Genomic DNA, 22,653 nt, shown 5'->3' with positions numbered 1-22,653 from the left:
TTGGACTCCACCACGACAGCGTCACCTGGCGAATCACGGCCATGCCCTGAAAGGCGGCATCGCCTGATAGACCAAGATCTTCATCGGCCTTCTAGGCCCTGTTTCGAAGTCCGTCTGCTGTATGGCGGCGTGTCGTGCCCGGCCAAGCAGCGAGGTCTCCGGTAGAGGGGTCCATCGGCCAAGAAGAACCTGAACACCGGAAACCTCGTGGCCACCTTAGGAGATCCTGGCCGGGCTGCAGGCCCTGGCCGGCCGGCCGATCGCATCGCGGGCGACTCCGAGACCGCCTGACGAGCCACGAACAGGACGAACGGGATTAACGGGATGCAAGGGTGGTGTACGACCTGAAAATTGCCGATGCATCTGAGAAAGTCCCTAGCTAAAAGAGGAGATCATCTAGCGATAGCGTGGCGCTCAAACCAAACCTCGGGGGGCTCGGATGGTCCATAGCGAACTGCCGACACTGGGCGAACCTGGATGCCTGGGCCAGTTGAACCCGTTGATCCGCCAACTGCGAGACAGCGGCCCCATCGTCCGGGTGCGTACCCCGGTCGGCGATGAAGCGTGGCTGGTGACCCGGCTCGCCGAACTCAAGCAACTCCTGCTCGACGACCGACTCGGGACCACCCACCCGGACCCGCCGAACAGAGCACGGTACCTGGACAGCCCGATGCTGGACCTGGTCGTGTCGGACCAGGATCCGGCTGAGGCGCATCGTGCGCATCAGGCCCTCCGGGCTAATCTCACCCCGTATTTCTCGGCCAAGCGCATAGCCGGCATGCGGTCGCGCGTCGGCGCCGTGGTCGACGAGTATCTCGATGCCGTACTCGCCAAGCAGCCGCCGATAGACATCCACACCGAGTTCTCGCTGCCGTTCTCCTATCAGATCCTGTGCGATCTGCTCGGCATAGCGGATCCAGCGGAATACCAGGTGGTGCTCGACCGGGTCAGCAAGGTGGGGGCGGGACTGGGCCAGGCGCAGGAGCTGTTCAGATACCTGAGCGAGGTTGCCAGGCGCAAACGCGTGCAACCGGGCGACGATCTGGCCTCGGCGCTGTGCCAATCCGGACTCCCCAACGACTTCGTCGGTGCGTTGCTGGCTTTTGTCACCATGTCGTACCAGGTGACTCCACACAGCATCAGCGCGGCGATCGCGCTGTTCGCCATGAACCCGGATCAGCACAAGCTGGTGCTCGATGACCCGGAACTGCTGCCCGGCGCGGTGGGGGAGGCAGTGCGGATGAGCAAATTCGCCGAATCCGCGCTACCCCGCTACGCCAGCGAGGACATCGAGATCGGTGGGGTCACGATCCGCGCCGGCGACCTCGTGCTGTGCGACCACGGCTCGACCGCGTTCGACGACCGGGTGTTCGAGGACCCGGAACGGTTCGACGTCACCCGATCGCCCAACCCCCACCTGGTGTTCAGCCACGGAATCACCTACTGCCTCGGTGCCCCACTGGCTCGGCTGGAAATCAACGAGGTACTCGCCAGGCTTCTGCCCCGGCTGCCCACCATGCGCCTGGCGATCCCGGTCAGTGACATCCCGGTCTCCGGGGGGCTGAGCGAACGGAAGCTCGGTGGTGGCATCGCCCAGCTACCGATCACCTGGGATCCGCCGGTTCCCGTCGCGTAATGATCGCCACCGGTACCCATACCTGTCTGCCAACCCGCCGACCCGGCCGCTTCCGCCACTGAGCGACGCGGCCTGTCTGACGACCTCCGTCAGCTCCTCGCGCAACCCGGTGAAGAGCGGGTCGGCGCGAGGATGGTCGCCGTACGGCAGGTTCGAGGCGCGGTCGAGGACCACCCGGCCCGGCCTGCCGCTCAGCGCGAGCACGCGGGTGCCGAGGTAGACGGCCTCGTCCACGCTGTGGGTGATGAACACCACCGTCGTGCCCGCCCGCCGCCACAGCTCGCGGACCTCCTCCTGCATGCGTTCCCGGGTGAAGGCGTCCAGGGCGGCGAACGGCTCGTCCATCAGCAGCAGCGCGGGTCCCGGTGCGAGCGCGCGGGCGATCGCCGCGCGTTGCTGCATGCCCCCCGACAGTTCGTACGGCCTGGCCCTGGCGACGTCGGTGAGCCCGGTCAGCTCCAGCAACTCGGCCACCCGCTCGCGCCGCGCTGCCCTGGGCAGGCCGCGCAGCCCGAAACCGACGTTCCCCTCGACCGAGAGCCAGGGAAAGAGCCGATGCTGTTGGAACACGTACCCCCTGGCCGGGTCGGGGCCCACGACCGGTTCGCCGGAGGCCGTGATCGTCCCCGCCGACGGCGCGGTGAAGCCCGCCACCAGCCGCAGCAGCGTGCTCTTACCGCACCCCGAGGGGCCGACGACCGTGACGAACTCCCCGGCGGCGATCTCCAGGTCGATCGGCCCGAGGGCGTCGACCGTCCCCGTGCGCCCTCGGTAGGAGTGCGACACCCCGGCGAGCGCGAGCGCCGTGGCGGGGGGCCGGGCGTCTTCGGGTCCGGCGTTTCCGCCGGAAGCCGTGCCGGGGTCCGTGCGGGCAGATCCGGTGTTCCCGCCGGCCGCCGTGTCGGGGGCGGTGTGAGCCGGGCCGGGGCCCGCGGCCGTGTCGGGAGCCGTGCGGGCACGGCCGGAGTTCGTGCCCGCACGAGTGGTCTCAGCTTCCGGCGAAGGCATCGGCGAGCTCCTGCGTGGCCAGGCCCTTCTGGAAGACGCTCAGCTCGGGCACGGCGTCCACCTTCTGCTGGCCCTTGAGGAACTCGGCCGAGCTGCGCAGGTTCTCGGCGAACCTTCCTGGGGCCGAGGGAGTGCCGAGATACTCGGCCGAACGCTGTTCCGCCGCGTCGAGGAGCACGAGCTGGCCGAGCTGGCGCGCGGCCTCCGCCGGGTCGAGGTTGAGCTGTCGGCCGATGGCCGCGGCGGCGGCGCCGGCGTCGCTCCTGGCCAGCTTGACCGCGCGGTCCTGCTGCTGGAGCCAGACGTGCAGCGCCTTCGGGTACTTCTTCGCGAAGTCGTCGCTCACCACCGCGAGGTCGGCGGTGAGCTTGCCCCGCTGGGCCAGCTCACGGCTGGTGACCAGCGTCGTGCCGCCGTTCTTCTGCAGCTCGGCCAGGGTGGGCGTCCAGACGTAGGCGGCGTCGACGTCGCCGCGCTGCCAGGCGGCCTGGATGTCCGGCGGCTCCATGTCGAGGATCTTCACGTCGGCCTCCGACAGCCCGGCCTCGTCGAGCGCGGCGAGCAGGCTGTAGTGGGTGGTCGAGGCGAAGGGGGCGGCGACCCGCTTGCCCGCGAGCCCCTTGACGTCGGTCACGCCGCCCCGCGCGACGAGCGCCTCGTTGTCGCCGATCACGTCGAAGATCCACGGCACCCGGTACGGGATGTTGAGGGGCGCCGACAGGCCGCGGGTGACCGGGCTGCTGCCCGCCAGCCCGATGTCGAGCGATCCGGCGATCATCGCGGTGTTCACGTCGCCGCCCGAGTCGAACTTACTCCAGGTGATCCTGGTGTTCGGCAGCGCCTTCTCCAGCCACTGCTGGTCCTTGACGATCAGGTCCCCGTTGGGGATGAGCTGGTAGCCGATGCGCAGGGTCGCGGGGGAGCCGTCGGCGGCGGGCTTCGCCTCCTCCGTGCCGGACCCGCAGGCGGTCAGGGCGAGGACGGCGGCGGTCAGGGCGAGCGCGGCCCGCTTCACGGGGGTCATTGCCAGGTGTTTCATGAGGGGTCTTTCCTAGGTACGGCCGCGCCAGGGGACCAGGCGGCGGTCCAGCGTTTGCAGGAGGAAGTCGATGAGCAGGCCGGACAGGCCGATGACGATGATCCCGAGCACCACCACGTCCGTCTGGTTGTAGCGCTGGGCGTCGCGGACCATCCCGCCGATGCCGGGCACGCCGTTCACGGTCTCGGCGGCGACCACGGTGGTGTAGGCGACGCCCACGGCCACCCGTATCCCCGTGATGATCTCGGGCAACGCGCTCGGCAGCACCACCCGTAGCGGCAGCTCGTGCCGGCGGGCGCCCAGTGAGCGGGCGGCGTTCAGGTAGTCCTCGTGCACGCCGCGTACGGCGTCGGCGGTGGCCACCGCGACCGGCGGGAGCGCGGCGAGCAGCAGGAGCCAGATCTTGGGCTCCTCGTCGATGCCGAACCAGATCACCAGCAGGCTGAGGTACGCCAGCGGCGGCAGGGTGCGCACGAACGTGACCAGCGGGCCGAGCAGCGCGCGCAGCGTTGGGATCATGCCGATCAGCAGTCCAAGCGCGATGCCGCCCGTCACCCCGTACAGGCAGCCGAGCAGGATGCGGCGCAGGCTGGTCAGCAGGTGCTCCTGGAGGGTGTAGCCGCTCACCCCCCCGGCGGTGGTGCGCAGGAACTGCTCCCAGACCGCGACGGGCTCCGGCACGAAGACCGGCGGCCAGATCCCGGCCATGGCCACGGCCTGCCAGATCGCGACCAGCGCGACGATCGCCCCGGCCCGCAGCGCGAGGGCCCGCCAGAGTCCGGGGCTCTGCTCGCCTCCGGAGACGCCGCCGCGGCGGGGGCGGAGACGGGGGAGACGAGGAGGGGCGGTGAGGACGCTCACGTGACGAGGGCGGGGGGCGCGAGCCGGGGAAGGACGAAGTCGCCCACCCGCCAGGCCTCCTCCAGATGCGGCCAGCCGGACAGCACGAACTCCGACAGGCCCAGATCGGCGTATTCGCGGACGCGCTCGGCGATCTCCGCGTAGCTGCCGACCAGCGCGGTGCCCGCACCCTCCCTGACCAGCCCGACCCCCGCCCAGAGGTTGGGCGAGATCTCCAGCGCGTCGGCCGAACCCCCGTGGAGGTCGGCCATGCGGCGCTGTCCCACGGAGTCCATCCGGGCGAACCGCGCCTGGGTGGCGGCGATCCTGTCCGGGTCCATGCCGTCGAGCAGGCGCCGGGCGTGCGCCCAGGCCTCCTGGGAGGTGTCGCGGGCGATGACGTGGAGCCGGATGCCGAACCGTAGTTCGCGGCCCGCCTCGGCGGCGAGCTTGCGCATCCTGGCGACCCGTTCGGCGATCATCGCCGGAGGCTCGCCCCACATCAGGTAGACGTCCGCCCCGGCGGCGGCCGCTCGCTCCGCGGCGGGGGAGGCCCCGCCGAAGTAGACATCTGGGGTGTCGAGGAGCGGTGTGGCGAGCCCGCCCCCCGACACCCGGTAGTGCGCGCCCAGGTGGTCGAAAGGCTCGCCCGCCCAGGTGCGCCTGAGCACCTCGATGAACTCGCCGGTGCGCTCGTAGCGGGCGTCGTGGTCGAGGAAGTCGCCGTAGGCGCGCTGCTCCAGGGGGTCGCCGCCGGTGACCACGTTGAGCAGGAGCCGCCCCCCGCTGATCTCCTGGAAGGTCTGCGCCTGCTGGGCGAGCAGCGTGGGGAGGGTGAAGCCCGGCCGGAAGGCCACCAGCAGCTTGAGCCGCTCGGTTCGCGCTGCGACGGCGCCGCACACCACCAGCGGGTCGGGGCAGCCCGCGCCGACCGGGGTCAGCGCCGCCTCGAAACCTGCCGCCTCGGCGGCGCGGGCCACCTGGGACAGGTAGTCGAGCGTCGCGGGCCTGGCCGCGGCGCCGCCCGCCGCGACGGTGGTCGTGGCGGGCCTGACATGGTGGCCGTCGCCGGTGGTCGGCAGGAACCAGTGCAAGCGCATCTTCGCCTCATCGGGCTCATACGAAACGGGGTGGTGCCCTCGATACTAACCACATAATACCTATCTATAAAGAGGGAATTAGGGGAGGGGTGGGATGGTTCCGGGCGGGCCTTCGACCTGCGGGTACCTGGGACTCGGCCGGAGCAGCCTTCGAGGAGGAGGCTGTCGGGACAGAGTCAGGGGCCGGTATGGGGAGCAGGGGGAGGGGGGCCGGAGTCGGAACCAAGGGCCAGGACGGAGCGGGTGCAGGGGTGAGGTCGAGGCGGGGACGGAGCTGGGAACAGAGTCGAAGTCGGGGGCGGGCTCAGAGGTCGCGGGCCCAGATCTCCTCGACGAAGTTCTTGCCGTCCTTGCCGTCCTGGTCGCCCTGGCTCCGCTCCTTCTCGACCAACTCGAAGCCGGCCGCCCGGTAGATGCGCCTCGCGCCCAGCAGCACGTCCCTGGTCCACAGCATCATCCGCCGGTATCCGGCGGCCCTGGCGAAGCGCATGCACTCGTCCACGAGGTGGGTGCCGATCCCCATGCCGCGCGCGGACGGCTCGACGAGCAGCATCCGTAGCTGCGCCGTCTCGTCGTCCCTGCGTACGCAGAAGACGCACCCGGCGCGCTCGCCGTCCACCTCGGCGATCCAGCCCGCCTCGCGCCGGGGGTCGTGGTCGTTCACGTAGTCGGCCACGACCCTGGCCACCAGCGCCTCGAAGTCCATCCCCCAGCCCTGCTCCTGGCTGTAGAGCGTGCCGTGGCGGTAGACCACCCAGCCGAGGTCGCCGGGACGTGGCGGGCGGATGACGTACGGCCGGTCCGGCTTCGGCGCCCGGCCGAGGATCTCCTCGATCGTCGTCATGCTCGCGACCAGCCGTCCGCGGTCCTCCTCGGTCAGTCCGGCGAGCAGTTCGTGCACCTCCGCCGCCGCGCGCTCGTCGAAGCCCGCGAACCTCGCCCTGCCCTCGCCGGTCAGCTCGACCACCTGCCGCCGCGCGTCGACGGCGGACCGCTCGCGCACCACCAGCCCCTCGCCCTCGAACCTGCCGAGCATCCGGCTGAGGTATCCGGCGTCGAGGTCGAGCAGCCGCCGCAGCTCGCTCGCCTCCATCCGGCCCGCCCGGTCGAGCTCGAACAGCACCCTCACCTCGGTGAGCGAGTAGGAGCTGTCGAGGATCCCCTGGTGGAGCAGGCCGATGTGCCCGGTGTAGAAGCGGTTGAAGGCGCGGACGTCCGCCACGTGTCTTTCCATGCTTGACAGCATCAACCGATTCATTGACACAGTCAATTAATTAATCGGTGTGGCCGATGTGAGATCGGCCGTTCACTGCGCTAACTTCGCACTTTGGGCGAGAACGGATGATGATTCTGGGGGCGGCGCGTGCCGCGCCCGTGACGGGAGCATGATGGCTGAGGTCGCGTACATCGGTGGGTACACCCCCGACACCGACGGGTCCGGGCAGGGGATCACCCTGGTCGAGCTGGGGAGCCTCGCGCGGCTCGGGGAGACGACGGCCTCCGGCCCCTCCTTCCTCGCCGTCCACCCCACCCTCCCGATCCTGTACGCGGTGGGAGAGAGCGAGCGCGGCACCGTCGGCGTCTTCGCCCGAGCCGAGGACGGCACGCTCAGCCCGCTCGCGCAGCGACCCAGTGAGGGATCGGCCCCCTGCCACCTCGCGGTGGACCCCACGGGCACGCGCCTCGCGGTGACCAACTACGGCGACGGCACCGTCAGCGTGCACGGCATCGACGAATCCGGCCTCCTGACCGATGTGTGGATCTTCCCCTACCGCGAGGGCGCCCACGCCCACCAGGCGGTCTTCGGCCCCGACGGGGTGCTGCACGTGAGCGACCTGGGCTGCGACGAGATCCGCCGCTACCTGGTCGGGGACGACGTGGTCCCGCACCCCGCGGGGCCGGTGCGGCTCGCGTCCGGCATGGGGCCCCGGCACATGGCCCGGTCGGGTGGCCACTGGTACGTGGCGGGTGAGCTGGACGGCACCGTGCGCGTCTACGAGGTCCCCGACGGCGCCGGTCCCGCCGACGACTCCGATCCCTCCGGTGGGCAGTGGCGCGAGATCGCGGTCGCCCAGGCCGGCGGGAGCGAGGGGCACAACCAGCCCTCGCACCTGGAGGTCTCCGGCGGCCTCGTCTACGTCGCCAACCGGGGACCCGACACGATCTCGGTCTTCTCCGGCCCCGAACTGGAGCGGGTGGCCGAGGTTCCCTGCGGCGGCGTCTGGCCGCGGCACTTCGCCATCGCCGACGGTCACATGTACGTGGCCAACCAGCGCTCGAACGGCGTCGCCGTGCTGCCGCTCAAAGCCGGCCTCCCGCAGCCCGCGGAAGAGGTCTTCGCCGTCGGCACCCCCTCCTGCGTGCTGCCCCTGTCATAGGACGCAGTCACAGGGCCCCGTCACAGGGCCCCGTCACAGGGCCCCGTCACAGGGCCCCGTCACAGGGCCCCGTCACAGGGCCCCGTCACAGGGCCCCGTCACAGGGCGCTGTCACACGGCCGCTCCCGCAGGGCCCGCGCCGCCCTCGTCGTGAAGGTGCTCACCGTAGGCTTTACCGAGGCGTCCGGTGAGCCTCTGACGTGCGCGCCAGGCAGGACGCGGGAGGAGAGGGGCGCCCCCGCGTGGCCCGGGCGCTCCGCCGTCGATCGTGAGAAACGACATGTGAGGACGACTACACTTGGTCTAGACCACTGGGCGCATCTGCGGGCAGAATGCGTTGCGTCGGTGGCGAAAATCCGTTGCCGGACGACCAAGCCACCTAGTCTGGCCACCTTGAACCGACACTCATTACCGGAGGATGCCATGCGTATCGGAGTGCTCACCGGCGGCGGCGACTGCCCCGGCCTGAACGCCGTTATCCGCGCCGTCGTGCGCAAGGGAGTGGGTGTCCACGGGCATGAGTTCGTCGGGTTCCGCGACGGCTGGCGGGGTCCCCTCGAGGGCGAGACCATGCCGCTCGACATCAATGCCGTACGTGGAATCCTGCCCCGTGGCGGAACGATCCTGGGCTCGTCGCGGACGAACCCGATCAAGATCGAAAACGGTGTTGAGAGGATCAAGGAGAACCTCGCGAAGAGCGGGGTCGACGCGCTGATCGCGATCGGCGGCGAGGACACCCTCGGCGTGGCCAAGCAGCTCTTCGACAAGGGCGTGAAGGTCGTCGGCGTGCCCAAGACGATCGACAACGACCTCAACGCGACCGACTACACCTTCGGCTTCGACACGGCCGTCAACATCGCCGTCGAGGCGATCGACCGGCTGCACACCACCGCCGAGTCCCACCACCGCGCGCTGATCTGCGAGGTCATGGGCCGCCACGCGGGCTGGATCGCCCTGCACGCCGGAATGGCGGGCGGCGCCAACGTCATCCTTATTCCGGAGAAGCCCTTCGACATCGACAAGGTGTGCGCCTACGTCGAGTCCCGCTTCGAGACGAAGTACGCGCCGATCATCGTCGTGGCCGAGGGCGCGCACCCGGTCGAGGGCCAGATGGCGCTGCAGGCGGGCGAGCTCGACGCCTTCGGGCACGTGCGGCTCGGCGGCATCGGCGAGACCCTCGCCAAGGAGATCGAGAAGCGCACCGGCAAGGAGGCCCGCACCACCGTGCTCGGCCACATCCAGCGCGGTGGCACCCCCACGGCCTTCGACCGGGTGCTGGCCACCCGGTTCGGCCTGCAGGCGATCGACGCGGTGCAGGAGGGCGACTTCGGCAAGATGGTCGCCCTTCAGGGCACCGAGATCGTCAGGGTCGGTCTCGACGAGGCCACCAAGGAGCTGAAGACCGTGCCGACCGGCCGTTACGAGGAGGCCGAGGTCTTCTTCGGCTGAGCCCCCGCTTTCCAAGGCGTCCTCCTTGAGGGGGCGCCTGCAAGCGTTCTGCAAGCGGCCTCTCCTAGCCTCCCGGCAGGGCGGTCGCCCGCGATTCCCCTCCGTGTACGGCTTGCGCCTTGATCAGGCAAAAGCGGGGGCGTAAGCCGTACACCATCGCCCTCGGGAGTCGAAGAGGGACGAATCTCTCGTCGGCGAATCATCGCGGCTCGTCGCCTATCCGATGAAAGGTGCGGGCGACGGGTGACGGGAATCGAGGATCCGTTCTGGCGTGCGATCGCGGTCTTCCGCGTCGCGTCCCTCGCGTACGCGGCGGTCCTGCTCATCCGCGCCGGAGGGTACGCCCACCCGGCGACCGGCTGGGGGGTGATCGGCGTCATGGCGCTGTGGACCGTGGCGACGATCTTCGCCTACTCCGTCGAGGAGCTCCGCGGCCGGCCTCTGCTCGCCGCCGACATGCTCGTGACCATGGGCTGCCTGCTCGCCACCCCGGCCGTACAGGGCGCCTACCAGCAGGGCAGCCTGCCGATCACCGGCACCTGGATGGGCGGGGCGGTGCTCGCCTGGGGAGTGTACGGCGGGCGGCGGCTGGGGGCCGTGGCCGCGCTGATCGTCTCGCTCGCCGACCTGTGGCTGCGCGGCGTTCCCGGGGGCGACTTCGAGACGCTGCAGATCAACGGTGCCGTCCTGCTCTTCCTCGCCGGGGTGGTCGTCGGGCACGTCGCCCGGCTGGCGAAGAAGGCCGAGGAGCGCATGCAGCAGGCGATCGAGCTGGAGGCGGCAGGGCGGGAGCGGGAACGGCTCGCCAGGGGAATCCACGACTCGGTGCTCCAGGTGCTCGCGCTGGTCCAGCGGCGCGGGCAGGAGATCGGCGGTGAGGCGGCCGAGCTGGGCAGGCTCGCGGGCGAGCAGGAGGCCGCCCTGCGCGAGCTGGTCAGGCTCAGGCCGGAGCCGCCCGCCCTCGGCGCCGCAGACCTGTGCGCACTGCTGCACAGGTACGGCTCGGCCACGGTCACCGTCTCCGCCCCGGCGACCCCGCTCACCCTGCCCGCGGCCACCGCGGCGGAGATGGCCGCCGCGGTCGGGGCCGCCCTGGACAACGTCGCCCGCCACTGCGGGGCGCGGGCGCCCGCCTGGGTCTTCGCCGAGGGTGAGGACGGGCTGGTCACCGTGACGGTGAGGGACGAGGGGCCGGGCATCGCACCCGGACGCCTGGAGGAGGCCGCCGCCGACGGGCGCCTCGGTGTCGCGCAGTCCATCCGAGGCCGTATCGCCGACCTCGGCGGCACGGTCACCGTGATCTCGGGGCCTGGCCGGGGCACCGAGATCGAGATGTCGGTCCCGGTCGGCTAGGCGTGTTACCCAGGACGGAACAGTCCTAAGGTGGGCCAATGCGCGTGATGGTGGTGGACGACCACCCGATGTGGAGGGACGGGGTGGCCAGGGATCTGGCCGAGGCCGGGTACGAGGTCGTGGCCACGGTCGGGGAGGGGCGCCAAGCGGTCCGGGTGGCCGCGGCGGTCCGGCCCGAGCTGGTCGTGCTCGATCTGCAACTGCCTGACCTGCCGGGGGTCGAGGTGGCGAGGAGCCTGGCCGCATCGGAGCCGCCGCCCCGGGTGCTGGTCCTGTCGGCCAGCGGCGAGCAGGAGGACGTGTTGGAGGCCATCAAGGCGGGCGCGTCCGGATATCTCCTGAAATCCGCGAGCAAGGAGGAGTTCCTCGACGCGGTCAGGCGCACCGCCGGGGGCGACGCGGTGTTCACCCCGGGCCTGGCGGGACTCGTCCTGGGGGAGTACCGCAGGCTGGCGACCAGACCCGCGCCCGAGGCGACGCCCCGCCTGACCGAGCGGGAGACCGAGGTGCTCCGCCTGGTGGCCAAGGGCCTGTCGTACAAGCAGATCGCCGAGCGTCTCGTGCTCTCCCACCGGACGGTGCAGAACCATGTCCAGAACACGCTGAACAAGCTCCAGCTCCACAATCGGGTGCAACTGGTCCGCTACGCGATCGAACAGGGGCTCGACGGGTCGTAGGGACGACCCGGGCGTGGTGGAGGCGTCCCGGGCGGCGATCACGTGGACGGGTCTCGGCGGGGTGCGGGGACGATCCGAGGGATGGCGTAATCGGATTGACGGCGCGACTAAAGTGTCAAGGTCGAGACGTTGTCTTTGCGCGAGCACGCGAGAGACTTGACTGTGACTCCCCGACGTCCCCGACTCCCCGTTCCCCTCGAAGCTCCACCGGAGGTCGCACCATGACCATGTCCGCCTTGGGCGAGCCCTGCGTTCTGCTCAAACTGGGCGAGGTCGTCCTCAAGGGCAACAACCGCGAGCTCTTCGAACGCAGGTTGCAGGCCAATATCAAGGCCGCCCTGAAGGACGTCGGCGTCAAGGTCGACGTACGGCAGCGCCACGGTGTCATCGCGCTCTTCCTGCCCGACGGCAGCGGCGTCGAGATCGCCGACGCGGTCGCCGAGCGCGTCTCGTACGTCCCCGGCCTGGTCTGGGTCCACCGCGCCTGGCGGGTGGAGAAGGACCCCTCGGCGATCACCAAGGCGGCCATCGAGTTGCTGGCCGACCGCGACGACGTGAGGCGTGGCGTCTCCTTCGCGGTCCGCTCCCGCCGCCGCGACAAGCGCTTCCCGCTCACCTCGATGCAGCTGGACCGTTCGGTCGGCGGCGAGCTCAACGACATCTACGGTCTGCCGGTCGACCTGAAGCGTCCCGAGCTCGTCGTCTCCATCGAGGTCGACCGCGACGAGGCGTTCGTCTTCACCGGCGGGCAGCCGGGCCAGGGCGGGCTGCCGGTCGGCACCAGCGGCAGGGGCCTGGTGCTGATGTCGGGCGGCATCGACTCCCCGGTGGCCGCCTACCGGATGATGCGCCGGGGCCTGCGGGTCGACTTCCTGCACTTCTCCGGCATCCCCTTCACCACCTCCGAGTCCATCTACAAGGCGTACGCGCTGGTCAGGGCGCTCGACAAGTTCCAGGGCGGGTCCCGGCTGTGGGTCGTCCCCTTCGGCAAGGCCCAGCAGTCGATCAAGGCCTCGGGGCAGGACCGCCTGGCGATCATCACCCAGCGGCGCCTGATGCTGAAGACCGGCGAGGAGGTCGCCCGCCGCCTGCGCGCCGGCGCTCTGGTCACCGGTGACTCCCTGGGACAGGTCTCCTCGCAGACCCTGCAGAACATCACCGCCCAGGACGACGCCGTCGACATGCCGATCCTGCGTCCCCTCATCGGCCTCGACAAGACCGAGATCATGGCCGAGGCCCGCCGGATCGGCACCCTGGCGATCTCCGAGCTGCCCGACGAGGACTGCTGCACGCTTCTGGCCCCCCGCCGGGCCGAGACCGCCGCGAAGCTCGTCGACCTGAAGAAGATCGAGCGCCGCCTCGACGCCGAGGAGCTCGCCGTCCAGCTCGCCGGATCCCTGCAGGAGTACAGGCTCGACGCCTGAACCGCTCCCTCGGGCAACGGCGTGCCCGAGGGAGCGGCTACCGGGGCCACCGAGGGGCCACCGAGCCAACCGGCGAGAGCGGGCCGGCGGCTCCCGTCAGGCGGGGGCGAGGAGGTCGCCGGCGGCGACCTTGCCCAGCAGCGGCGGAAGGTGCTCCATCACCTGGGCGAGCTCCTCCAGGTCTCCGTCGACCAGCGCCTGGGGGCCGTCGCAGAGGGCCTGGGCGGGGTTCGGGTGGACATCGATGATCACACCGTCGGCGCCGACGGCGATGGCCGCGCGGGTGAGGGGCAGGACCAGGTCGCGGTGCCCGCCCGAGTGGGACGGGTCGACGATCACCGGCAGGTGCGACAGCCGCTGGGCGAGCGGCACCGCCGAGACGTCCAGGGTGTTGCGGGTGGCGGTCTCGAAGGTGCGGATGCCGCGCTCGCACAGCACGATGTCGAGGTTGCCGCGCTGGGCGACGTACTCGGCGGCCATCAGCCACTCCTCGATGGTGGCGCTCATCCCGCGCTTGAGCATCACCGGCTTGCCGGCGGCGCCGACCGCCTGCAGCAGCGCGAAGTTCTGCGCGTTGCGGGTGCCGACCTGGAGCATGTCGGCGTAGGAGGCGACCAGTTCGACGTCGGCGGCGTCGACGACCTCGGTGACGACGGGAAGCCCGGTCTCCTCACGCACGTCGGCGAGGATGCGCAGGCCCGCCTCACCGAGCCCCTGGAAGGCGTACGGGGAGGTGCGGGGCTTGTAGGCGCCGCCGCGCAGCAGGGTGGCACCGGCGGCCTTCGCCATCAGGGCGGCCTTCAGGGTCTGCTCCGGGGTCTCCACCGCGCACGGCCCGGCGATCAGGGTGACCGTGTCCGGGCCGATCGGCACGCCGCCGACGCGGACGGTGGACCGTTCGGGATGGTTGTCGCGGCTCACCAGCTTGTACGGCGCGCTCACCCGCATCACGTCGGCCACTCCGGGCATCCCGCGCAGGTCGAGGGTGGTGAACTGGGCGATGTCGCCGACCAGGCCGATGATCGTGCGGCTCACCCCCCGGCTGACGAACGCCTCCCCGCCCACCGAGCTGATGATCTTCACGATCGCCTCGACATCCTCCCGCGTGGCGTCCGGACCCATGACGATGACCATTTCTCTCCCTCTCGATCACTCCGTCGGCGCCCGCCGATCCAGGCCGGCTCCGATGTTTCCTGTAGTGGTTGTGACGTTCTCGACGAAGGCCGGAAAAGCAGAAGGCCCCGGGTCCGAAAACCGGACCCGGGGCCTTCTGTTCGCCAGGCTGTCAGCGCAGCATCTGGAGGCGAACGGTCCGACCTGAGGGTCCGTCGCCATACCAAAACCAGAACGCGGTGCGCATAGCGGGAAATGATAGCGCACGCAGAGAACAGATCCTGCCCGCGGCCCCGGGGCCAGCCAGAAGAGCGCTATGCGATAGCCACCGAGAGGCCGGGAAATCCGCGATGGCAGGATTACCCCGTGCCATGGGGGAAACGGCGAGGGGAGTGATGGTGGAGCAGTCCGAACCTTCGGAGGAGTCTCGCCTGCCCCCGGGCCAGTACGTCCCCCGGGGCAGACCGGTGATCCACTACGGCCGGGTGCCCACGTTCCGCCCGGCGACCTGGCAGCTGCACGTCATGGGGGCGACCGCCTCCGGCGAGCAGCACCGCTTCACCTGGCCGCAGTTCTCGGAACTGCCACGCACCACGATCGTGGCCGACTTCCACTGCGTCACCAAGTTCTCGATCATGGGCAACGAGTGGAGCGGGGTGTCCACGGCGACGCTGATGGAGATCGCCCCGCCCGCGCCCGACGTGAGGCACGTGATGATCTGGGGCGAGTACGGCTACAGCGCCAACATCCGCATCGGCGACTTCACCCGCCCCCAGACGATGTTCGCGCTGGAGTTCGACGAGAAACCCATCTCCCCGGAGCGCGGCTTCCCGGTGCGGATGATCGTCCCGCACCTGTACGCCTGGAAGAGCGTCAAGTGGGTCCGCGCCGTGGAATACCTGCTGGAGGACAAGCGCGGCTTCTGGGAGGAGCGCGGCTACCACAACATCGCCGACCCCTGGCGTGAGCAGCGCTACTCCTATCAGGAGGAAGCGGGCGAAGGCCCACCGTGATCGGCGTTCGCCCCTGATCAGAGGGGTCGGTTGACTACCGTTTCCCGCATGTCGACCACCGGCTGGATGCTGCTCTGCGCCTTCAGCGCCATCCTCGGATTCCTCCTCCCCCGCCCGCGCCGGGAGCATCCGGACCGTTCGGGCACTCCGACGGACGAGGCCACCTTCCTCGCACTGCACATCGCGGCGATGGCGGCACCCTCGCTGCGGGCCGGGCTCACCCGCGAGTCCGCCGGCAAGGCGGCCCGCCACCTGCGCGCCCTGCTGGGAACCGGCGCCGTCGCGGTCGCCGACACCGGTGGCCTGCTCGCCTGGGACGGCGCGGCGGGCTGCCATCGCGACCACCTGCCCGAGTACGCCCGCGGCGTCCTCGCCTCGGCCGGCCCCCGGGTGGTGGCAGGGGAGACCCTGAGCTGTGGCACGCCCGGCTGCGTCATCCGGAGCGGCGTCGTCGTGCCGCTCACCGTCGACGGGCGGGTGGTCGGCGCGCTCGCCGCGTACGACACCGTGATGGGCGCGGCACTGGCGCGGACCGTCACCGAGGTCGCCCGCTGGGTCTCCGGGCAGCTGGAGCTGGCCGAGGTCGCCTCCTCGCGGCGGCGGACGATGGAGGCCGAGATGCGGATGCTGCGCGCCCAGATGTCCCCCCACTTCGTCTACAACGCGCTGACCACCATCGCCTCGTTCGTCCGTACCGACCCCGACCGGGCGCGGGAGCTGCTGGTGGAGTTCGCCGACTTCAACCGGTACGCGCTGCGCAGGGCCCGTGACTTCGCCACCCTCGCCGAGGAACTGCACTGCGTGGATCGCTACCTGCTCCTGGAACGTGCCAGGTTCGGCGACCGGCTCCACGTCACCCTCAAGATCGCACCGGAGGTGCTGTCGCTCTCCGTCCCGTTCCTCTGCCTGCAACCCCTGGTGGAGAACGCCGTCAAGCACGGGGTGGCCGCGGCGGGACAGCGCGGCGAGGTCCGGGTGGTCGTCAGCGACGCCGGACCCGAGGCCCACATCAGCGTGGAGGACGACGGCCTGGGCATGCCACCCGAGCGGACCCGGCTGCTCCTCGACGGCGGCTTCCCGCGCGAGGGCTCACAGGGAGACCTACCCGAGGACGGGGAGGGGGGGATCGGGCTGGCCGGAGTCGACGTGCGGTTCCGTCAGATGTACGGAGAGGACTACGGCCTGGTCGTGGAGAGTGCCCCGAACGCGGGCACCACGGTGAGGCTCCGCGTTCCCAAGCTCCCAGCGCCGATAGCTATTTGTAGTCAAACTATTACCTGAAGTCGCCGTGAGGCTTGCGGCGGATGCGGTTGAAAGGGCAGCGTAGGGCCATGTTGCGAGTCCTGGCCGTTGACGACGAGGTCCCCGCTCTTGAGGAGATCGCCCATCTCCTCCGCCAGGACCCCCGGATCGAGCACGTCTCCACAGCCCTGGGTGGCGTCACCGCGCTCCAGGACATGGTCCAGATGATCGGTACGGGTGAGCGGCTGGACGGGGTCTTCCTCGACATCCGGATGCCCGGCCTCGACGGCCTCGACCTGGCCAGGCTCATCGCGGGCTTCCCCAACCCGCCCCGGCTGGTCTTCGTCACCGCGCACGAGGATTGCGCGGTGCAGGCCTTCGAGCTGGAGGCGGTCGACTATCTGCTCAAACCGGTCAGGGCCGACCGGCTGGCCGAGGCGGTGCGGCGCCTGGAGTCCATGGTTCCCGCGGCGCCCGCCCCCGTACCCGAGGACGTCATCCCGGTCGAGCTCGCCGGGCGGACGAGGTTCGTGCCCCAGCAGGCGGTCTGGTTCGCCGAGGCGCAGGGCGACTACGTCCGGCTGCACACCGACGAGGGCAGCTACCTGGTCCGCATGCCGCTCGCCGCTCTGGAGCGGCGTTGGGCCGGATCGGGGTTCATCAGGGTGCACCGCAGCACGCTCGTCTCGGTACGGCACGTGAGCGAGCTGCGCTTCGACGGCGGCCGGGTGATGCTCAGGGTCGGCACCGAGACGCTCCCGGTCAGCCGCCGCCACACCCGCCAGGTCCGCGAGCGGCTCATCCGCCAGTTCCGCGACCGCCCGGCCGTCCCCGGCGTGACCCGGACCAGGCCCCTGCCCTCCGCCGCCCTGCGGTAGCCACCTGCGCCCCTCTCGCGGCCGTAGACCGCCGTGGGAGTTTCTCCCTGGGGCCGGGGTCGTCGCGGCCTCCTGTGGCGATTCACGCCCGTGTGGACCCCGGCACGCCCCCCTTCGACCGGTGGATCTTCGTCCGTGTCCCCGATCGCGGCCGCCGACGACCGGCTCAGGGTGCCCCGCGTCCGTCCAGGTGGTTGGTTCAGGGCGACCTGCGCCCGTCCAGGCGATCGGTCCAGGGTGACCCGCACTCGCCTCGGTGGCGGGCCCGTGGAGGCCCGCACCCGCCTCGACAGTGGGCCAGGGAGGCTCGCGCCCGGCGTAGGCACCCCCGCCTGGGACGCCCACCTGCCGTCGCCGGACTCCCGGCCGCGGGCTCCGCTGGTCGGCGGGCGTTTCGCGCGCCCTGCCGGCGTCTCCCCGTACCGGTGTTCACACAGGCCCCACGAGCCCTCGATCGACCGTTCGTCGCCCGCCGACGGCCGCTCGTCGTGTCGGCGCTCTCCGCACATCGACAACTACGAACCGTTAATCGCGCTGGAGGGAAAGCGCCGCTCGCTCGTCTGGAGGCGCCTCTAGTGTTCCCTCATCGGAGAACGGGACCCACCGCGTCAGGGGGGGACAGAGCCGCAAGGCTCGGGTAAGACCTGACGTGCGGACATCGGGTGACCGTCGAGAGCCGGCGACATCCGGTCACTCGGCCGCCGGGTCCTCGGCCAAACAGGGGAGGGGCCGCCGATCTCCGATATGACGGGACGCCCGCGCTAGCCGACGGGCCGGACCGTGATCCGGCCACACGGGGGCGGCCGGATCACGAGGACGGGCGTCCCGTCCGATCCCGCGAGGCCCGGTGACGCCGGCCCTGCCGGACGGCGAACGCCGAGGTGAACGCGGGGACGGACGCCGGAAGGCGGCCGGTCGTCGCGTCAGGCGTCGCGGAGCTTCTTGAGCAGGTCGATGTCCTCGCGGTGCTTCTCCGCGCCGCCCGGCGTCTCGATGCAGAACGGGACGCCCGCCACCACGGGGTGGCGCATCATCTCGGCGAAGGACGCGGCGCCGATGTGGCCGGCGCCGATGTTCTCGTGCCGGTCCCTCCTGGAGGCGCACGGGTCCTTGGAGTCGTTGGCGTGAACCAGTTTGAGCCGCCCGGGGGCGATCGCGTGCAGGGCGTCCAGGGTCTCCTTGACGCCCTCGGAGGTCGACAGGTCATGCCCGGCGGAGAAGACGTGGCAGGTGTCGAAACAGATCCCCGCCTTCGGATGCCAGTCGAGGGCCTCCAGGTAGGGCTCCAGGTCCTGGACGGTCGCGCAGAGGACCCCGCCCTGCCCGGCCATCGACTCCAGCAGCAGATCGGGGCCGTCCTCGGGGATCTCCTCCAGGAGCGGCAGGAGATGCTCGTGCAACTGCCGCAGGGCGGTCTCACGGGACTGGCTCACCGCCGACCCCGTGTGGATCACCACTCCCTTCGCGCCGATCGCGTGGGCACGCAGCAGGTTGTGCCGCACGGCGGCCACCGACTTCTCCAGCGTCTCGGGACTGGGAGACCCCATGTTGACCAGGTAGGAGGCGTGCGCGAAGGACAGCACGCCCGATTCGCGCAGCTTGGCATCCTGGACGGGGTCGCCCGCGGCGAGTGCCCAGCCGCGGGGGTTGCTGACGAACACCTGGATCATCTCGGCGCCGATGTCGGCGGCGTAGCGCAGCCCGCCCTTGGCGAGGCCGCCGGTGACGGAGACGTGCCCGCCGATAGGGGAGAGTGAAGTCATAGTGCAAACATCTTAGGCACCGTCCCGGGGGCCGGTCCGCTCACGGCGATCGGCGTTTCTTATCGCGTGACCTCGCCCGCCGTCGCTCTGTACTTTTCGATTCTCATGGGCAGGGCGATGGTGCGCGGGCACGGACCCGCCCGGTGCGGGCGATTCACCCTCGCGACGTTCCCGGCGCCGTACCGCGGACGGGCCATGCCGTCGCCGAAGCGCCGCTCGTCCGGCCACGGTCGATGGGCAGCCTGTCGTCGACGATCCGCGCGAGAGGCTCACGGCTCTGCTCAGAGCTTTATCGAGGGCGTGTGACGCGGAGCCGTGAGTCGGTGACGGGTGGGATTCTCGATCGGTGCGCCGGGCCCCTACCCGCGCCCCGGCCCGCGTCCCGGTGGAGGGCGACGCCACGTTGAAGATCAACGAATTTAGAGCATGTTACGAAAATTCAGGGCAAATCATGGCTCAGTTTGCGGTCCGTGGCGCTGGACCGCACGCACCGGTGGTGTGTGTACTGCTGCCATGCCTAACGTGAACTCCGCGCCGTCGGTCTCGGGGCTGGCCGCGTTCAACGCGCTGGGCGCCGAGGAGGCCGAGGCCGGGCTGCTCGCCTGCTGCGCCTGCCGGGCCTTCGCCCGGGAGGTGGCCGCGTCGCGTCCCTACCGCGACCTCGACCGGCTGGCCGATACGGCGGAGGCCGTCGTGCGAGGGCTGGACTGGTCCGGTGTCCGCGAGGCGCTGGCCGCCCACCCCCGGATCGGCGAACCGCCTCGCGCCGAGGAGTCGTCCCAAGAGGGAGGGCCGGCGTCGGGTTCCGGGGCGGCCGGCCGCCCGGAAGGACACTCGAAGCGCCCGGAGCATCCGGAACGCCAGGAAAGAGAGGCGGCCTGGTCGCGCGGGGAGCAGGCGGGGATAGACACCGTCGGCAGGGACGTCCTCGACCGGCTGGCGGAGGGCAACCGCGCCTACGAGCGGCGGTTCGGTCACGTCTACCTGATCTGCGCCACAGGTCTGTCGGCGGAGGAGATGCTGGCCCGTCTCACCGAACGGCTCGGCAACGACGAGGACACCGAGCGGGACGTCGTCAGGACCGAACTCGCGAAGATCACCCGCCTGCGACTGGCGAAACTTCTGGGAGCCGCCCCATGAGCCTGTCCACCCACGTGCTGGACGCCGCCCTCGGCAGACCCGCGGCGGGGGTCGCCGTACGCCTGGAAAGGGACGGCGAGGTGCTCGCCGAGGGCGTCACCGACGCCGACGGGCGGATCGCGGGGTGGACCTGCGGGGCCGGAGAGCACCGCCTGGTCTTCGACACCGGCGGCTACTTCGCCGCCCGCGCGGTGGACGCCTTCTATCCTCGGGTCTCGATCGACTTCACGGTGGCGGACCCGCGTGAGCACCACCACGTTCCCCTGCTGCTCAGCCCGTTCGCCTACTCGACGTATCGAGGGAGCTAGGTGACTCCTCCGCTCCCTGAAGGGAGCGGCTTCTCGTTAAGCCGCTCGCGCGACGTCGCGAAGGGCAAGCCCTGCCCTGAGAATGTTGGTCGCCGCGTTCACGTCGGCGTGTGCGGCATGCCCGCACGATACGCACCGGAACTCGGCTTGGGTGAGGCGGTTCTCCTTCGCAACGTGGCCGCAACGGGCGCAGGTGCGGGAGGTGTTGGCGGGGTTCACCGCGATCAGCTCTCGACCGGCGCTTTCAGCCTTGTCCGCGAGGATCGTCAGGAACACCCCCCAGCCCGCGTCCAAGATGCTCCGGTTCAGCCCGGCTTTCTGCGCGACATTGGTGCCGGGCGCCTGGAGCGTGCCCGACGCCGAGCGGGTCAGGTTCGCGATCCGCAGGTCCTCGCAGGCGATGACGTCGTGGTCGCGGACCAGCGTGAGGGCGGCCTTGTGCGCGCCGTCCAGGCGTTGACGGCGGACCTTGCCGTGCAGGGCGGCGACGCGGGCCACCGCCTTGCGGCGCCGCGTGGAGCCGCGTTTCTTGCGGGAGAGGTCGCGCTGGGCGGCGGCGAGACGGTCGGCGGAGGCGGCCAGGTGGCGCGGGTTGGCCAGGTGCTCACCCTCGCTGGTGGTGACCAGCGACGCCACCCCCAGATCGATCCCGACGGCAGTGCCGGTGGCGGGCAGGGGTTCGGCGGGCACATCGTCACACGACAAGATCACGTACCAGCGGGAGCCCTCCCGCTTGACGCCGATCGTCTTGACGGTGCCGCGCACGGCGCGGTGCCGGTGGACGCGGACGTGGCCGACGCCCTGCAGGCGGACGTAGGTGGCGGTGGGGTGTTCGGGCTGGGAGTCCCAGCGGCAGCCGTCGCCGTCTTTGGGCCATTCGACGGTGTTGAGGCGTCCGTTGCCCTTGAAGCGGGGAAAGCCCGGCGTGCGCCCGGCCTTGACGCGGGTGAAGAACGCCTGAAACGCCTTGTCCAGGCGGCGCAGGGTGGCCTGCTGGGAGGAGAACGACCACCGGCCCTGCCCTTCCGCGTCGTCGGCGCGGATGTGCTTGAGGTCGGCGGACTGGTCGCCGTAGCGGATGCTCACCTTCGCTTTGGCGTAGGCGGTGCGGCGGTGCTCCAGTGCGGCGTTGTACAAGGCACGGTGATCGTCCAGGCAGGCGGTCAGCGCGGCGGCCTGTTTGCTCGTGGGGCGCAGCAGGAACTTGAACGATCTGCGCACCACACCGCCCCCTGGCTCGAACCTTTGTTCCCACCGTATCGAATACCGGAAAGAGGAGACGCGGAATGCGTGAACCCGTCAGGCCACTACACGCTCGGGCCTTAGCGGCCCTCCCGCTCCCGATTCCCCTGTCGCCTGAAGACGACGGCCCCCTCGGGAGGAACTGATGGCCGTCGTTCTCGGTCCCAACCGCTACGGCAAGGCGGAGACCCGCCTGGTCCGCGTCGTCAGGGACGGCGGCGTCCACCACATCAAGGACGTCACCGTCGGCTCGGCGCTGTCGGGCGCGATGGAGGAGGTCCACCTCACCGGCGACAACGCCGCCGTCCTGCCGACCGACACGCAGAAGAACACCGTGTACGCCTTCGCCAGGAAGTACGGCGTGGCCGAGATCGAGGACTTCGCGATCCTGCTGGCCCGTCACTACGTGGAGTCGCAGCCCACCGTCCACCACGCCCGCGTGGAGATCGAGGAGCACTTCTGGGACCGCATCCCGGTCTCGGGGGAGGCCGAAGAGAAGGGCGGGCGGCACTCCTTCGTCCGCTCGGGAAGGGAGACGCGCACCTGCGTCGTCCACCACGACCGCGACGGCACCACCAGTGTGGTCTCCGGGCTGAGGGACCTGACGGTGCTCAACTCGACCGACTCGGAGTTCTCCGGCTTCATCCAGGACGAGTACACCACCCTCGCCCCCACCAAGGATCGCGTCCTGGCCACCGCCGTCTCGGCGCGCTGGCGGCACCTGCCGGGGGTGGCCGGGCAGGGGACGGCGTACGGGGAGTCGTACGACGAGGTGCACCGCCACCTGCTCGGGGCGTTCGCCGAGACCTACAGCCTGTCGCTGCAGCAGACCCTTTACGCGATGGGCGAGCGGGTACTGAACGCCAGAGAGGAGGTCTGCGAGGTGCGCCTGGCGATGCCCAACAAACACCACTTCCTGGTTGACCTCACCCCGTTCGGGCTGGACAACCCCAACGAGGTGTTCTACGCGGCCGACCGTCCCTACGGGCTGATCGAGGGCGACGTGCTCCGCGACGACGCCCCCGACGCCCGCTTCGCCTGGGAGTGACG

At 70.6% G+C, this 22,653-nt stretch carries 20 protein-coding genes; 12 read left to right on the top strand and 8 right to left on the bottom strand.

The window, feature by feature from the left end; genetic code table 11:
• The first annotated feature begins 439 nt into the window (after positions 1-439).
• Positions 440-1,636 (top strand): cytochrome P450, encoded by a 1,197-nt coding sequence (locus tag ABZ664_RS12540; protein WP_362507254.1) that lies wholly within the window; start codon positions 440-442, stop codon positions 1,634-1,636.
• Here the strand turns inward: ABZ664_RS12540 and ABZ664_RS12535 are convergent.
• From ABZ664_RS12535 to ABZ664_RS12515, 5 genes are all read right to left on the bottom strand, one after another.
• Positions 1,598-2,644 (bottom strand): ABC transporter ATP-binding protein, encoded by a 1,047-nt coding sequence (locus ABZ664_RS12535; protein ID WP_362507251.1) that lies wholly within the window; start codon positions 2,642-2,644, stop codon positions 1,598-1,600. The genes ABZ664_RS12540 and ABZ664_RS12535 overlap by 39 nt on opposite strands.
• Entirely contained in the window at positions 2,625-3,683 is a 1,059-nt protein-coding gene (locus tag ABZ664_RS12530) for an ABC transporter substrate-binding protein (RefSeq protein ID WP_362507248.1), read from the bottom strand. Before ABZ664_RS12530 ends, ABZ664_RS12535 begins: the two co-directional genes overlap by 20 nt.
• A gap of 12 nt (positions 3,684-3,695) precedes the next feature.
• On the bottom strand, positions 3,696-4,544 hold the full coding sequence (locus ABZ664_RS12525; protein ID WP_362507245.1) for an ABC transporter permease: 849 nt from the start codon (positions 4,542-4,544) through the stop codon (positions 3,696-3,698).
• Positions 4,541-5,623, bottom strand: a complete 1,083-nt coding sequence (locus tag ABZ664_RS12520) for an LLM class flavin-dependent oxidoreductase (protein WP_362507243.1) — start codon at positions 5,621-5,623, stop codon at positions 4,541-4,543. The genes ABZ664_RS12525 and ABZ664_RS12520 overlap by 4 nt, the downstream gene beginning before the upstream one ends.
• A 304-nt stretch (positions 5,624-5,927) precedes the next feature.
• Positions 5,928-6,857, bottom strand: a complete 930-nt coding sequence (locus ABZ664_RS12515) for a bifunctional helix-turn-helix transcriptional regulator/GNAT family N-acetyltransferase (protein WP_362507240.1) — start codon at positions 6,855-6,857, stop codon at positions 5,928-5,930.
• Positions 6,858-7,011: 154 nt separating this feature from the next.
• Between ABZ664_RS12515 and ABZ664_RS12510 the strand changes: the two genes are divergently transcribed.
• The 5 genes from ABZ664_RS12510 to thiI all read left to right on the top strand — a co-directional run bounded on the left by ABZ664_RS12510 (position 7,012) and on the right by thiI (position 12,904).
• A complete protein-coding gene (locus tag ABZ664_RS12510; RefSeq protein WP_362507237.1) occupies positions 7,012-8,001 on the top strand; it encodes a beta-propeller fold lactonase family protein in 990 nt (329 codons plus the stop codon).
• A gap of 423 nt (positions 8,002-8,424) precedes the next feature.
• Positions 8,425-9,450, top strand: coding sequence for a 6-phosphofructokinase (locus tag ABZ664_RS12505; RefSeq protein WP_350948005.1), 1,026 nt, complete (start codon positions 8,425-8,427; stop codon positions 9,448-9,450).
• 243 nt (positions 9,451-9,693) lie between these two features.
• The gene (locus ABZ664_RS12500) at positions 9,694-10,803 is read left to right on the top strand and encodes a DUF5931 domain-containing protein (RefSeq protein ID WP_362507234.1); all 1,110 of its coding nucleotides are present in this window, start codon (positions 9,694-9,696) and stop codon (positions 10,801-10,803) included.
• 47 nt (positions 10,804-10,850) lie between these two features.
• Entirely contained in the window at positions 10,851-11,480 is a 630-nt protein-coding gene (locus tag ABZ664_RS12495; RefSeq protein WP_362507318.1) for a response regulator transcription factor, read from the top strand.
• Between the two features lie 221 nt (positions 11,481-11,701).
• On the top strand, positions 11,702-12,904 hold the full coding sequence (thiI, locus tag ABZ664_RS12490) for a tRNA uracil 4-sulfurtransferase ThiI (protein WP_362507231.1): 1,203 nt from the start codon (positions 11,702-11,704) through the stop codon (positions 12,902-12,904).
• A gap of 96 nt (positions 12,905-13,000) precedes the next feature.
• On the opposite strand, the gene aroF is transcribed toward thiI, so the two are convergent.
• Positions 13,001-14,038 carry a 3-deoxy-7-phosphoheptulonate synthase gene (gene aroF, locus ABZ664_RS12485; RefSeq protein WP_362507227.1) on the bottom strand — a complete coding sequence of 346 codons (1,038 nt, stop codon included), beginning with the start codon at positions 14,036-14,038 and terminating at the stop codon, positions 13,001-13,003.
• Between the two features lie 374 nt (positions 14,039-14,412).
• Here aroF and ABZ664_RS12480 point away from each other — a divergent pair, with 374 nt between their 5' ends.
• From ABZ664_RS12480 to ABZ664_RS12470, 3 genes are read left to right on the top strand one after another with little or no spacing between them, the layout of a single operon-like run.
• Complete coding sequence (locus ABZ664_RS12480) at positions 14,413-15,030, top strand: molybdopterin-dependent oxidoreductase (RefSeq protein ID WP_362507315.1); 618 nt, start codon at positions 14,413-14,415, stop codon at positions 15,028-15,030.
• 48 nt (positions 15,031-15,078) lie between these two features.
• Positions 15,079-16,311 carry a histidine kinase gene (locus ABZ664_RS12475; protein ID WP_362507224.1) on the top strand — a complete coding sequence of 411 codons (1,233 nt, stop codon included), beginning with the start codon at positions 15,079-15,081 and terminating at the stop codon, positions 16,309-16,311.
• Between the two features lie 50 nt (positions 16,312-16,361).
• Positions 16,362-17,150, top strand: a complete 789-nt coding sequence (locus ABZ664_RS12470) for a LytTR family DNA-binding domain-containing protein (RefSeq protein WP_362507221.1) — start codon at positions 16,362-16,364, stop codon at positions 17,148-17,150.
• 923 nt (positions 17,151-18,073) lie between these two features.
• On the opposite strand, the gene ABZ664_RS12465 is transcribed toward ABZ664_RS12470, so the two are convergent.
• Positions 18,074-18,913 (bottom strand): deoxyribonuclease IV, encoded by an 840-nt coding sequence (locus tag ABZ664_RS12465; protein ID WP_362507218.1) that lies wholly within the window; start codon positions 18,911-18,913, stop codon positions 18,074-18,076.
• 513 nt (positions 18,914-19,426) lie between these two features.
• On the opposite strand from ABZ664_RS12465, the gene ABZ664_RS12460 reads away from it, so the two are divergent.
• Both ABZ664_RS12460 and uraH read left to right on the top strand, forming a co-directional pair.
• Positions 19,427-20,053 (top strand): 2-oxo-4-hydroxy-4-carboxy-5-ureidoimidazoline decarboxylase, encoded by a 627-nt coding sequence (locus ABZ664_RS12460; RefSeq protein WP_362507215.1) that lies wholly within the window; start codon positions 19,427-19,429, stop codon positions 20,051-20,053.
• Positions 20,050-20,361, top strand: coding sequence for a hydroxyisourate hydrolase (gene uraH / locus ABZ664_RS12455; RefSeq protein WP_362507212.1), 312 nt, complete (start codon positions 20,050-20,052; stop codon positions 20,359-20,361). Before ABZ664_RS12460 ends, uraH begins: the two co-directional genes overlap by 4 nt.
• Positions 20,362-20,397: 36 nt before the next feature.
• Here uraH and ABZ664_RS12450 read toward each other — a convergent pair whose 3' ends face one another.
• Positions 20,398-21,582, bottom strand: a complete 1,185-nt coding sequence (locus tag ABZ664_RS12450; protein ID WP_362507209.1) for a transposase — start codon at positions 21,580-21,582, stop codon at positions 20,398-20,400.
• A 166-nt stretch (positions 21,583-21,748) separates the two neighbouring features.
• On the opposite strand from ABZ664_RS12450, the gene pucL reads away from it, so the two are divergent.
• The gene (pucL, locus tag ABZ664_RS12445; RefSeq protein WP_362507206.1) at positions 21,749-22,651 is read left to right on the top strand and encodes a factor-independent urate hydroxylase; all 903 of its coding nucleotides are present in this window, start codon (positions 21,749-21,751) and stop codon (positions 22,649-22,651) included.
• The last annotated feature ends 2 nt before the right edge of the window (positions 22,652-22,653 follow it).

Origin of the sequence: Streptosporangium sp. NPDC006930 (assembly GCF_040635605.1) — a bacterium.
Lineage (GTDB): Bacteria > Actinomycetota > Actinomycetes > Streptosporangiales > Streptosporangiaceae > Streptosporangium.
The sequence above is the reverse complement of the archived record's forward strand: the minus strand, read 5'-3'. Positions and strand labels throughout refer to the sequence as shown.